Origin of the sequence: Stenotrophomonas sp. YAU14A_MKIMI4_1 (assembly GCF_003086855.1) — a bacterium.
Taxonomy (GTDB): Bacteria; Pseudomonadota; Gammaproteobacteria; order Xanthomonadales; family Xanthomonadaceae; genus Stenotrophomonas.
This window is the reverse complement of sequence record NZ_CP025998.1, coordinates 134,230-146,843: the sequence shown is the minus strand read 5'-3', so window position 1 is coordinate 146,843 and position 12,614 is coordinate 134,230. Positions and strand designations below refer to the sequence as shown.

Genomic DNA, 12,614 nt, shown 5'->3' with positions numbered 1-12,614 from the left:
ACGTGGAGAGCAGCCTTGCAAAGACGTGACTTCCTGGCCCTGACCGGGCTTACCGCGGGCGGCCTGATCGTGCCCTCCTTCTTCGGCAAGGCGATCGCCGCCGAGCAGCTGCAGTCCAGCCTGGACCCGGCGTTGAAGAAGCGCCTGGCCGACGCCGCCCTGCAGGCCGCGCGCAGCGCCGGCGCCACCTACTGCGACGTGCGCATCGGCCGCTACCTGCGGCAGTTCGTGATCACCCGCGAAGACAAGGTGCAGAACGTGGTGAACACCGAGTCCACTGGCGTGGGCATCCGCGTGATCGTCAACGGTGCCTGGGGCTTTGCGGCCACCAATGCGCTGGGCACCGCCGACGTGGCCCGCGCCGCGCAGCAGGCCGCCGCGATTGCCAAGGCCAACGCCGGCGTGCAGACCGCGCCGGTGCAGCTGGCCAAGGCACCGGGCGTGGGCGAGGTCAGCTGGAAGACCCCGATCCGCAAGAACGCCATGGACGTGCCGATCAAGGAAAAGGTCGACCTGCTGCTGGACGTCAACGCCGCGGCGATGGGCGCCGGTGCCAGCTTCGTCAACTCGATGCTGTTCCTGGTGAACGAACAGAAGTACTTCGCCTCCACCGATGGTTCCTACATCGACCAGGACGTGCACCGCATCTGGGCACCGATGACGGTCACCGCCATCGACAAGGCCAGCGGCAAGTTCCGCACCCGCGAAGGCCTGTCCGCACCGATGGGCCTGGGCTACGAGTACCTGGACGGCGCCGCCGCCGGCAAGGTGCTCACCCCCAACGGCGTGGTGAACTACGGTTCGTCCTACGACATGAAGGAAGACGCCATCGCGGCCGCCAAGCAGGCGCAGGAGAAGCTGAAGGCGCCGTCGGTGAAGCCCGGCAAGTACGACCTGGTCCTGGACCCGTCGCACACCTGGTTGACCATCCACGAATCGATCGGCCACCCGCTGGAACTGGACCGCGTGCTTGGCTACGAAGCCAACTACGCCGGCACCAGCTTCGCCACCCTGGACAAGCGCGAACAGCACTTCCAGTACGGCAGCGAGCAGGTGAACATCTTCGCCGACAAGACCCAGCCGGGCAGCCTGGGCGCGGTTGCCTATGACGATGAAGGCGTGAAGTGCAAGCGCTGGGACCTGATCAGCAACGGCAAGCTGGTGGACTACCAGACCATCCGCGACCAGGCCCATATCCTGGGCAAGACCGAATCGGACGGCTGCTGCTATGCCGATTCCTGGTCCAGCGTGCAGTTCCAGCGCATGGCCAACGTGTCGATGGCACCGGGCAAGACCCCGCTCAGCGTGGCCGACATGATCAAGGACGTGGAGAACGGCATCTACATCATCGGTGACGGTTCGTTCTCGATCGACCAGCAGCGCTACAACGCGCAGTTCGGTGGCCAGCTGTTCTACGAAATCAAGAACGGGCAGATCACCCGCATGCTGGAAGACGTGGCCTACCAGATCCGCACGCCGGAGTTCTGGAACGCCTGCACCGCCGTGGCCGACGAGCGCGACTACCGCCTGGGCGGGTCGTTCTTCGACGGCAAGGGCCAGCCGGGCCAGGTTTCGGCGGTCTCGCACGGTTCGTCCACCGCGCGCTTCAACGGCATCAACGTCATCAACACCGCACGCAGCCTCGGCTGACCGGTCAGGAGCCCTTACACCATGAGTATCTTCACCGAAGCCCAGGCCAAGGCCATCCTCGACAAGGTCATTGCCCTGTCCAAGGCCGATGAGTGCAGCGCCGTCCTGGTCGGTTCGCTCAACGGCAACATCCGTTTCGCGCTGAACAACGTGTCCACCAGCGGCATTGTCGACAACACCGAACTGGCCGTCACCGTGGCCTTCGGCAAGCGCGTGGGCACCGCCTCGATCAACGAGTTCGACGATGCCGCGCTAGAACGCGTGGTGCGCCGCGCCGAGGATCTGGCCCGCCTGGCTCCGGAAAACCCGGAGTTCATGCCGGCCATCGGCAAGCAGACCTACCGCGCCAGTCCCACCTTCAGCGAATCCACCGCCGCCATCGATCCGGCCTTCCGGGCCAAGGTCGCCGCCGATTCAATCGCCCCTTGCCGTGGCAACGGCCTGATCGCCGCCGGCTTCCTGGAAGATGGCCAGGGCTTCTATGCCACGGCCAACAGCAATGGCAACTTCGGCTACCAGCGCACCACCAGCTTCGACTACACCTGCACCGTGCGCACCGAGGACGGCCGCGGTTCGGGCTGGGTCGGCCGCAACCTGAAGGACGCCGCCGACTTCAAGGCCGAACAGGACATCCGCATCGCCATGCGCAAGGCCACCGAATCGGCCGAGGCCAAGGCGCTGGAACCGGGCAAGTACACGGTCATCCTGGAACCGGCCGCAGCGGCCGGCCTGATCAGCTTCATGATGAATTTCTTCAGCGCCCGCTCGGCCGACGAAGGCCGCAGCTTCCTGTCGAAGAAGGGCGGCGGCAACAAGCTGGGCGAGCAGGTGTACGACCCGCGCGTGAGCATGTACGCAGACCCGTGGCACCCGGAAGCGCCGGTGCTGCCGTGGGACGGCGAAGGCATGCCGCGCGAGCGCATGGCCATCATCGAGAACGGCAAGGTGGCCAACCTGGACTACTCGCGCTTCTGGGCGCAGAAGCAGGGCAAGACTGCCAAGGCCACGCCGGGCAACCTGCTGATGAGCGGCGGCGAGAAGAGCACCGCCGAGCTGGTGCGCGGCACCCAGAAGGGCATCCTGGTCACCCGCACCTGGTACATCCGCATGGTCGACCCGCAGACCGTGCTGCTGACCGGCCTGACCCGCGACGGCACCTTCTACATCGAGAACGGCCAGATCAAGCACCCGGTGAAGAATTTCCGCTTCAACGAATCGCCGGTCATCATGCTCAACAACATCGAAGAGCTGGGCAAGCCGGTGCGCGTGGCCGGTGATGAATCGAGCTTCGTGATGATGATCCCGCCGATGAAGCTGCGCGATTTCACTTTCACCTCGTTGTCCGACGCGGTCTGATGGATCGCCGGGCCTGCCTGCGCTGGTTGGCCGCTGCCGCTTCGGCGGTGGCGCTGCCAGCGTGGGCGCAGGCGGGCCCGCGCAGTTCCCGCTACGACTTCTGGTTCACCCGCCTGCAGTACGATTCCGGCGATTGGGACGTGGACGCGCGCATGCCGTCCAACCTCATCACGTCCTTGATCGACTACACCTCGCTGCGCGTGGACCCGCAGGAACACGTGGTGGCCCTGGCCGATCCACGCATGCTGGAAGCGCCCTTCTGCTATCTGGCCGGCCACACCCTGGTGGAGTTCAACGCCGCCGAACGGCAGAACTTCGTGCGCTACGTGCGCAACGGTGGCTTCGTCTTCGTCGATGACTGCAACCATGACATCGACGGCCTGTTCGCCACTTCGTTCGAAGCGCAGATGGCGCGCCTGTTCGGGCCGAAGGCACTGCAGAAGCTGCCCAACAGCCACGCGCTGTACCGCAGTTTCTTCCGCTTCCCCGAAGGTCCGCCCGCCACCAGCTTCGAACTGAACGGCTGGGGCGACGACCTGGTGCACGACTACCTGAAGGGCATCGAGGTCGATGGCCGCCTGGGCGTGCTCTACAGCAACAAGGATTACGGCTGCGAGTGGGACTACGACTGGCGCAACAAGCGCTTCCTGGCCGAAGACAACACCCGCTTCGGCGTCAACATCGTGATGTACGCACTGAACAACTGATCGGAACACCGCCATGACCCAGCCCGACCTCGATTCCCTGCTGCCGCGCCTGCATGCACTGCGCGATGCCCTGGCCCATGCCGTGGTCGGCCAGAACGCGGTGGTCGAGCAGCTGCTGATCGGCCTGCTGGCCGGCGGCCACTGCCTGCTGGAAGGCGCGCCCGGGCTGGGCAAGACCCTGCTGGTGCGCTCGCTGGGCCAGGCATTGAAACTGCAGTTCCGGCGCGTGCAGTTCACCCCCGACCTGATGCCCAGCGACATCCTCGGCACCGAACTGCTGGAGGAAGACCACGGCACCGGCCATCGTCATTTCCGCTTCCAGCAGGGCCCGATCTTCACGAACCTGCTGCTGGCCGACGAACTCAACCGCACCCCACCCAAGACCCAGGCGGCGCTGTTGGAAGCCATGCAGGAACGCACGGTCAGCTACGCGGGAACGACCTATGCACTGCCCGCGCCTTTCTTCGTGCTGGCCACGCAGAACCCGATCGAGCAGGCCGGCACCTATCCGCTGCCCGAAGCACAGTTGGACCGCTTCCTGCTGCACGTGCTGGTGGATTACCCCAGCGAAGACGAGGAACGGCAGATCCTGGAACAGACCACTGGCGGCGCCAGCGCAGCGGTGCCGAAGGTGATGGATGCCGAGGCGGTGATCGCCCTGCAGGCGGCCGTGCGCCAGGTCCACGTAAGTCCCGACGTGCTGGCCTGGATCACCCGCCTGGTCCGCGCCAGCCGCCCCGGCGACGGTGCGCCGGCGGCCATCAACCAGTGGGTGAAGTGGGGCGCCGGCCCGCGTGCCGGGCAATCACTGGTGCTGGCAGCCAAGGCCCGCGCACTGCTGCAGGGCCGTTTCGCCGCCACCCGCGAGGACGTGCAGGCCCTGGCCGCACCGGTCATGCGCCATCGCCTGCTGCTGTCCTTCGCCGCCGAAGCCGAACAGAAGCGCGCCGACGACGTGGTTGCAGCGCTGCTGCAGGCCGTGCCGTTCCCCAGTTGATTGCCGCGTGAGCGCCGCCATCCCGCTGACCCTGCCGCCGGACCTGCGTGCGCGCCTGCGCACGTTGCGGCTGTCGCCGCGCCTGGCCAGCGGCGCCAGCGGCATCGGCCAGCACGCCAGCCGCAGCCGCGGTGCTGGCCTGGAGTTTGCCCAGTACCGCGCCTACGAGCCGGGCGACGCGCTGCGCCAGATCGACTGGAAGCTGTACGCCCGCTCGGACCGCTTCTTCGTGCGCGAATCCGAACGCGAGAGCCCGATCACCGTCTGGCTGCTGCTGGACGCCACCGCCTCGGCCGGCCAGGCCGACCGTGCCGCGCCACAGCGCACGCGCCTGGACCACATGCGTGGCGTTGCCGCGTGTGTGCTGGAACTGGCCCTGCAGCAGGGCGACCGCTTCGGCCTGCTGGCAATCAATGGCGATGGCCTGCAACTGGTGCCGGCCGCCAGCGGTGCACGCCAGCGCGATCGCATCCATCTGCAACTGCATGCCCTGCAGGCCCGTGGCGCGTGGCCGGTGGCCGAGCGCCTGCGCCCGCTGTGGGAGCGCGTGCGCCCCGGCGATCTGCTGCTGGCAATCGGCGACGGCTTCGACGAAGCCGGTATCGCCTTGCTGGAACAACTGGCCGGCGCGCGCCGCGAGGTGATGCTGCTGCAGATCCTGACCGCCGACGAACGCGACTTCCCGTTCGATGCCGGCCATCGCTTCCGCGATCCGGAAACCGGCGACGAACTGCTGGGCGATGGCGCTGCAATCCGCAGCGATTACCTGCAGCGCTTCGCTGCCGCGCGCACCGCCCTGCAGTCACGCTTACAGGCCAGCGGTATCGCCAGCGCCATCGGCTGGCTCGACCAACCGCTGGACCAGCCACTGCAGGCCCTGTTCGGCCGCCGGGGCAGCGCATGAACCTGCTGTTCCCGCTGGGCCTGGCCGCACTGGCTGCCTGGCTGCTGCCGCTGCTGATCCACCTGGCCCGCCGCCATCCGTACACGCCGCTGGATTTCGCGGCCCTGCGCTGGCTGCGCGCGCAGATCCGCCCGCGCCAGCGCATCCGTTTCGATGACTGGCCATTGCTGCTGGTGCGCCTGCTGTTGCTGGCAGCGCTGGCCCTGCTGCTGGCGCGGCCAGCGCTGACCGGTCCCGCGCCGGTGCCTGCCGCCTGGACCGTGGTTGCCCCGGGATTGGATGCGGGCGCCTTGCGCGGTGGCGCCGACGCTGCGAACTGGCATTGGCTGGCGCCCGGATTCCCGTCCATCGAACAAGCGCCAGTACCCGGCAGCGCCACCCTGCCCAGCCTGCTGCGCGAACTGGACGCGCAGCTTCCTGCAGGCACCCCGTTGATCGTGCACGTGCCCGATCCGTTACCCGGCCTGGATGGCGCACGGGTGCAGCTGTCACGCGAGGTGCAATGGCATACGCATCCGCTCGCGCTCACCGCGGAGCGGGCCCAGGCAGCGCCACCGCGGCTGCGCGTGCAGGCCGATGCACCCAGCGCGGCGCAGCACTGGGTGAACGCACTGCAGCGCGCGTGGGGCGTGCAGGCAGCGCCGGATACGTTGCCTGTCGATGCCCTGCCCGCGCGCGGCGAAACCGCTGTATGGACCCGGGGCGAGGCACTGCCCGCCCGCTGGCAGGCGTGGCTGGGCGACGGCGGCCAGGTGCTGACCGCCGCCAAGCCCGCCGCGAACGCCAGTGTGCTGCTGCGCGACGCCAGCGGCGCCCCCCTGCTCTGGCAGCAGCGCGTCGGCCGCGGCCGTCTGCTGTCGCTGCCCGCTGACTGGAATGTCACCAAGACCGAGGCGCTGCGCGATCCGCACCTGCCGCGTGCCCTGCTGCTGGCGCTGCAGCCGCCGGCGCCACCGCGGCTGGGAAATGCCCTGGACCAGGCGCCACAGCGCGCGGCACTGCCGGCCGCCACAGCGCCGGTGCGCGAGCCCACCGCGTGGCTGCTGCTGGCCATCGTGCTGCTGTTCGCGCTGGAGCGCTGCATGGCCAGCAGCGCGCGGCGCAGGACGGCGGCATGAAGACACTTCAACTCGCATGGCGCCGCGCCCGACGCCGACGCGCGCTCATCACCCTGTTGCTGGGACTGCCCTGGGCGTTGGCCGCCGCCACGTTGGCCCTGCGCTTGGGCGGGTTCGACATTGCCTGCGTGGTCGCCACGGTCGGCCTGCTCGCCTGCGCCGCGCTGGCCACCGCGCACGCGCGCCGGCTGGACCGGCACTGGCTGCAGCGGCAACTCGACACCAGCGGCAGCAGCGAAGACAGCGCCGACCTGCTGTTTGCCGATGCTGCCACGCTCAATCCGCTGCAGCAGCGCCAGCGCACGCATGTGCTGGCCACACTGGAACGCGCGATGCCGGAGCTGCCTCCGCGCTGGCCACGCAGCGCGCTGGTGCTGTGCTGGCTGGGCGGCCTGGCCATCACGCTGCTGGCGCTGGGCTGGCCGCGTGCGGGCGGACCGTCGGCGCCTGCGCGCGCGCCGGCGGCGGGCGATAGGACGCCCGCAGGACCGCTGCACCTGCAGTCCACCCGCCTGCGGGTGGACGCGCCGGCCTACACCGGGCAGCCGACCCTCACCCAGAATGCGTTGGATGCCAAAGTCGCCGCAGACAGCCGGCTGTCCTGGTCACTACGCTTCGATCGCGCCCCGGCCAGGGCCTGGCTGCAGTTCCACGATGGCCGGCAATTGCCGCTGCACGAGCAGGATGGCCACTGGCTGGCGCAGGACGTTGCGCGCGCGCCCGTGCTGTACCGCGTGGTGAGCGAACCGGCGCTGGCCGAAACCCGTCTGCACCGGCTGGACGTGGTGGCCGACCGGGCGCCCAGCGTGCGCGTGCTGGAACCGGTATCCAGCCTGGTGCTGGGCACGCCCGGGCAACGCCAGTGGACGCTGCGCTTCGAAGCCAGCGATGACTATGGCGTCGCTGCTGGGGCAATGTTGTCGATCACCACCACCCAGGGCAGTGGCGAGAACATCACCTTCGCAACACGCCGCGTGGCGCTGACCGGCAGCGGCGAAGCCAGCGCGCGGCGCTTCGCCCACACGCTGGATCTGGCCGCACTGGGCGCGCAGCCCGGCGGCGATGTGATCGCACAGCTGGAAGTCCGCGACAACCATGCCCCCCGGCCGCAGACCGCGCGCAGCAGCAGCGTGATCCTGCGCCTGCCGACTGCGGAGGTGGCACTCACTGCCGAGCTGGAAGGCCGCATCAAGAAGACCCTGCCGGCGTACTTCCGCAGCCAGCGGCAGATCATCATCGACGCCGAAGCATTGATCCGCCAGCGGCGTGCCCTCGCTGCCGATGCGTTCGTGACGCGCAGCGATGCCATCGGCGTGGACCAGCGCATCCTGCGCCTGCGGTACGGCCAGTTCCTGGGCGAGGAGAGCGAAGGCGCAGCGAAGCCGCCGCCGACCAGCGATCTGCCCACCAGCGATGCACTCACCGCCGACGCGCACGACCACGGCGACGATCATGACCACGATCACGGCGGCACCGCCAGCAGCGCCGATACGCCGCCGGTGTTCGGCAGTGCCACCGACGTGCTTTCCGAGTACGGCCACACCCACGACCACGCCGAAGCGGCCACCCTGCTGGACCCACAGACGCGGGCCACGCTGAAGGCCGCGCTGGACCAGATGTGGTCGGCCGAAGGCGAGCTGCGCCAGGGCCGTCCGGAGCAGGCACTGCCCTTCGCCTACAAGGCGCTGGGTTTCATCAAGCAGGTGCAGCAGGCCGAGCGCATCTACCTGGCCCGCGTGGGGCCGGAGCTGCCGCCCATCGATGAGAGCCGCCGCCTGGGCGGTGACCGCGCCGGGCTGGCCAGCCGTGAACTGCCGTTGGCGCCACGCACGCCACCGGACCCGGCCATCGTCGAGGCCTGGCAGCGGCTGGGTGATGGCGAAGGCGCCGCCGACCTGGATGCACTTGCCAACTGGCAGCAACGCAATGCGGCCTACCTGCCCGATGCACTGGACCTGGCCGCCGCCATCGAGCAACTGCGTATCGCGCCTGGCTGCAAGGACTGCCGCCAGCGCCTGCGCGTGCAGCTGTGGCGCGCCCTGCAGCGCCCGCTGCCGCAGGTGATGCGGCGCACGGCCACCGATGCGATGGGCCAGCAGTATCTGGATGCACTGGAGGTGCTGCCATGACGGCCACCGCGTTGAACCTGTGGCTGGCCGTTGCCTTGGCCATCATCGTGGTCGTGGCCAGCCTGCTGCAGCTGCGCACGGCCACCGCGCATCGCGGCTGGCGCGCGGTGCGGATGGTTCTTCAGGCCATTGCCGCCGTGCTGCTGTATTTCTGCCTGTTGCCGCCCAGCGCGCAGCAGCCGGCGGGCGGCCTGGTCGTGCTCACCGCAGATGCCGCCGCCGCGGGTGCCGTGCCGGCCAGTGACGGTCCAGTGCTGCTGTTGCCGGAGGCGCCCGACGTAGTGGGTGGCCAGCGGGTGCCCGACCTGGCCACCGCGCTGCGCAGGCACCCTGCCGCCACGCTCACCCTGGTCGGTGCCGGGCTGGCAGCCCGCGATCGCGATGCCGTGCTGCCGGCCCGCGTGACGTGGCAGGCATCTCCTGCGCCGTCTGGCTGGATCGCGCTGCAGCCCCCGGCCGATGCCGCGCCCGGCGCCCGTTTCGAGGTCCACGCGCAGGCGCGCGGCGTCACCGGCGGACGCGCCGAACTGCTGGACCCGGCCGACACCGTGGTTGATCGAGCGACGTTGGGCGCCGATGGCCGCGTGCGCCTCAGCGGCGTCGCCCGTGCGCCCGGCCGCAGCGTGTTCCATCTGCGCCTGCTGGATGCGCAGGCCCATGTGCTGGACAGCGCGCCAGTGCCGCAGCAGACGATCGCGGCGCCGCCCCTGCGCCTGCGGGTGCGCGCCAGTGCGCCGGGGCCGGAGTTGAAGTACCTGCGCCGCTGGGCCACCGATGCCGGCCTGCGCGTGCAGGTCCAGGCCGACACCGGCGCCGGCCTCAGCGTAGGTGACGGTGCGGTGCCGTTGGACGCCGCCAGCCTGGCGCGCAGCGATCTGTTGCTGCTGGACGAACGCAGCCTGGCGGCGTTGAGCGCCGGGCAGGTGTCCGTGCTGCGCCAGGCCCTGCGCGAGGGGCTGGGCGTGCTGGTCCGCAGCGGCGGCGTTCCGTCGGCCAGCGCACGGCAGCGCCTGCGCGATCTCGGCTTGCCGGTGCAGGGTGATGGCGGCAGCCATGCCGTTGCACTGCCCGGCGATGGTGATAGCGCGATGCTGGCCGCGCGTCGGGGTCCGCTGGCCGCCGGCACCCTGCCCAGCGCGGATGGCGAAGTCGCCGACCGCAGCTCGCACACGGCCGCACTGCCCGCGCTGGAAGCACTGTCCCTGCAGTCGCCCGGCAGCAATGCACTGCTGCACGACCAGACCGGCGCGCCGATCGGCAGCTGGCGCAGCGTCGGCAAAGGCCGTATCGGCCTGCTGCCGCTCACTGACACGTGGCGCTGGGTGCTGGCCGGTCGCGATGATCGCCACGGCGAACTGTGGAGCACGGTGCTGGCCAGCGTGGCCCGCGCGCAGCGTAACGGCGACGCGCTGTGGTCACCGCAGCCGCAGGCCTGGCTGGGCGAGCGCGTCGCCGTGTGCGGCGTGCAGGCACCGCTGCAGGCCTTCGATGCAAAGGATGCAGGCGTGCCACTGGTCGTTGACGCCGCCACAGCGTCGCAGCGCTGCGCCGGCTGGTGGCCGCGTGCCGCAGGCTGGCAGCGGCTGCAGCATGGCGACGCGACGTTATGGCGCTATGTGTTCGACACGAAGGACGCCGCCGTCCTGCACCGCCAGGCGATGATCGATGCAACCACGCAGGCGCTGGCAACCACCGTGCCGGTCAGCGCGCAGGCGATGCAGCCGGTGGCCGGCCCGCGCTGGCCATGGTGGCTGGCGTTCGTGCTGTGCGCTTCCCTGCTGTGGTGGCTGGAGCGGCGCAGATGAACGCCGGGGTCGGATCCCTTTCGCACGCGAAAGGGCTCTGACCCCACCACGTGGATCGCAGACAGCATCCACGCATGGCGTGGATCTACCGGGGTCGGATCCCTTTCGCGTGCGAAAGGGCTCTGACCCCACCACGTGGATCGCAGGCCGCATCCACGCATGGCGTGGATCTACCGGGGTCGGATCCCTTTCGCGTGCGAAAGGGCTCTGACCCCACCACGTGGATCGCAGGCCGCATCCACGCATGGCGTGGATCTACCGGGGTCGGATCCCTTTCGCGTGCGAAAGGGCCCTGACCCCATCACGTGGATCGCAGACAGCATCCACGCATGGCGTGGATCTACCGGGGTCGGATCCCTTTCGCGTGCGAAAGGGCTCTGACCCCACCACATGGGTCGCAGACAGCATCCACGCATGGCGTGGATCTACCGGGGTCGGATCCCTTTCGCGTGCGAAAGGGCTCTGACCCCATCACGCGGATCGCGGACAGCATCCACGCATGGCGTGGATCTACCGGGGTCGGATCCCTTTCGCGTGCGAAAGGGCTCTGACCCCATCACGTGGATCACGGACAGCATCCACGCATGGCGTGGATCTACCGGGGTCGGATCCCTTTCGCGCGCGAAAGGGCTCTGACCCCACCACGTGGATCGCGGACAGCATCCACGCATGGCGTGGATCTACCGGGGTCGGATCCCTCAGCGTTTGCCCGCGCGCCGGTACACACCATCGAAGCGCACGTTCATGCCGCCACATTCGCTGTTGTCCGACACCACCAGCACATCGCCCAGCAGCTGCGCGTGCACGCTGCAGGTATCCTCGACGAAATCGACCTGGCTTCCGCGCGGCGTGGCCGACGCGTTCACCGCACCGATGTGCGGCCCACCCGGCCGTTCTTCCAGCGACGGATTGGCCGACGGCCAGTAGGCATCGCCTTCCACCTGCAACTGGCTGCCACGCACGCGGATCTGCAGGCCGTTGTCGCCGTCCTTCCACTCACCCGCCCATCCCTGCAGGGTCGGCGTCACCTGCGGCACAGGCTGCAGCTTGCTGCGATCCACCCACCCCGCGCTGCCGCCCACCTTGTTGGGGAAGAACGCGCAGCGGTACGGGCCCAGGTCGCGGCCGGTCACCACCGTATCGCCGCTCACCACGTAGCTGCGCTGGCGACACGCGGCTTCACCCTTTGCCGGGCAGCCGTCCAGGTCGCGCAGCAGGTACAGACGCGGCGTACCCACCACGGTAGCCACGGCAAAGTCGGACTGTTGCGAAGGGAAGGCACCATTGCGGCATGAACCGTCGTCGGCCAGTTCGCTGGCCAGCGCCAACGACGGGCCGCACAGGGCAATCAGGAAAAAGGAACGCAGCAGCATCCAGGCAGCCTCGGAAAGAAAGACCGCAGGATAGCGCCTAGTCCTGTGGCGGTGCGCCGCAGCCGTCCTGCTGCTGGCAGAACTGCAATGCGCGGCGCTGCTGGTCGGCACTCAGTTCCGGCGGTGGCCGTGCGATGGCCGACTGGATCTGGTCCGGCCCACCGGTCAGCTTGTTCAGACCGCGGCCTGCGGCGAGCACACCCTTGACCACGCCCATCATGATGTAACCCCCGCCCAGGCTGACCTGCTCCGGCGTAGGCGGTTCCTGCCAATCGCGGCTGAAACGGTTGTCGCCGAACTTCACCGGGTTCTTGAAGCGGTACAGATCCAGCGGCTGGTCGTCTTCCGGCTTCAAGGCACGAACTTCACCCAGCGTGGTCACGCTGTCCTGCGCCGGTGCGGATGCGGGTGCTGGCGTTGCCTGCACGCTGGTCTCGGTCGGCGGCGCAGGCAGCTGCTGCGCATGCGCGGTGACGGCCAGCATCATGCCGGCCAGAAGTGCTCCCTGCAGTGTCCGTCGTGCCACAGCCATTGCCCTGTCGGATGTGTCAAGTCTGCGAGCATACGCATGGCGG

The 12,614-nt window shown here is 69.2% G+C and carries 10 protein-coding genes; 8 read left to right on the top strand and 2 right to left on the bottom strand.

Annotation, left to right across the window (positions count from 1 at the left end; all coding sequences use genetic code 11):
- Nucleotides 1-15: 15 nt before the first annotated feature.
- The 8 genes from C1931_RS00575 to C1931_RS00540 are packed head-to-tail and all read left to right on the top strand — an operon-like array spanning nt 16 to nt 10,666.
- Nucleotides 16-1,650: a TldD/PmbA family protein gene (locus tag C1931_RS00575; protein WP_108755037.1), complete on the top strand. Its 1,635-nt coding sequence runs from the start codon at nt 16-18 to the stop codon at nt 1,648-1,650.
- Between the two features lie 21 nt (nt 1,651-1,671).
- Nucleotides 1,672-3,006, top strand: coding sequence for a TldD/PmbA family protein (locus C1931_RS00570; protein WP_108755036.1), 1,335 nt, complete (start codon nt 1,672-1,674; stop codon nt 3,004-3,006).
- Nucleotides 3,006-3,713 carry a DUF4159 domain-containing protein gene (locus tag C1931_RS00565; protein WP_108755035.1) on the top strand — a complete coding sequence of 236 codons (708 nt, stop codon included), beginning with the start codon at nt 3,006-3,008 and terminating at the stop codon, nt 3,711-3,713. The genes C1931_RS00570 and C1931_RS00565 overlap by 1 nt, the downstream gene beginning before the upstream one ends.
- Nucleotides 3,714-3,726: 13 nt before the next feature.
- Nucleotides 3,727-4,710 carry a MoxR family ATPase gene (locus C1931_RS00560; RefSeq protein ID WP_108755034.1) on the top strand — a complete coding sequence of 328 codons (984 nt, stop codon included), beginning with the start codon at nt 3,727-3,729 and terminating at the stop codon, nt 4,708-4,710.
- A 7-nt stretch (nt 4,711-4,717) separates the two neighbouring features.
- Nucleotides 4,718-5,614: a DUF58 domain-containing protein gene (locus C1931_RS00555; protein ID WP_108755033.1), complete on the top strand. Its 897-nt coding sequence runs from the start codon at nt 4,718-4,720 to the stop codon at nt 5,612-5,614.
- Complete coding sequence (locus C1931_RS00550) at nt 5,611-6,732, top strand: BatA domain-containing protein (protein ID WP_108755032.1); 1,122 nt, start codon at nt 5,611-5,613, stop codon at nt 6,730-6,732. Before C1931_RS00555 ends, C1931_RS00550 begins: the two co-directional genes overlap by 4 nt.
- Nucleotides 6,729-8,861 carry a hypothetical protein gene (locus C1931_RS00545; protein WP_108755031.1) on the top strand — a complete coding sequence of 711 codons (2,133 nt, stop codon included), beginning with the start codon at nt 6,729-6,731 and terminating at the stop codon, nt 8,859-8,861. Before C1931_RS00550 ends, C1931_RS00545 begins: the two co-directional genes overlap by 4 nt.
- Nucleotides 8,858-10,666 (top strand): hypothetical protein, encoded by a 1,809-nt coding sequence (locus C1931_RS00540; protein ID WP_108755030.1) that lies wholly within the window; start codon nt 8,858-8,860, stop codon nt 10,664-10,666. The genes C1931_RS00545 and C1931_RS00540 overlap by 4 nt, the downstream gene beginning before the upstream one ends.
- A 698-nt stretch (nt 10,667-11,364) precedes the next feature.
- Here the strand turns inward: C1931_RS00540 and C1931_RS00535 are convergent.
- Nucleotides 11,365-12,039 (bottom strand): hypothetical protein, encoded by a 675-nt coding sequence (locus C1931_RS00535; protein WP_108755029.1) that lies wholly within the window; start codon nt 12,037-12,039, stop codon nt 11,365-11,367.
- A 37-nt stretch (nt 12,040-12,076) separates the two neighbouring features.
- Entirely contained in the window at nt 12,077-12,571 is a 495-nt protein-coding gene (locus tag C1931_RS00530; RefSeq protein WP_108755028.1) for a hypothetical protein, read from the bottom strand.
- Nucleotides 12,572-12,614: the final 43 nt, after the last annotated feature.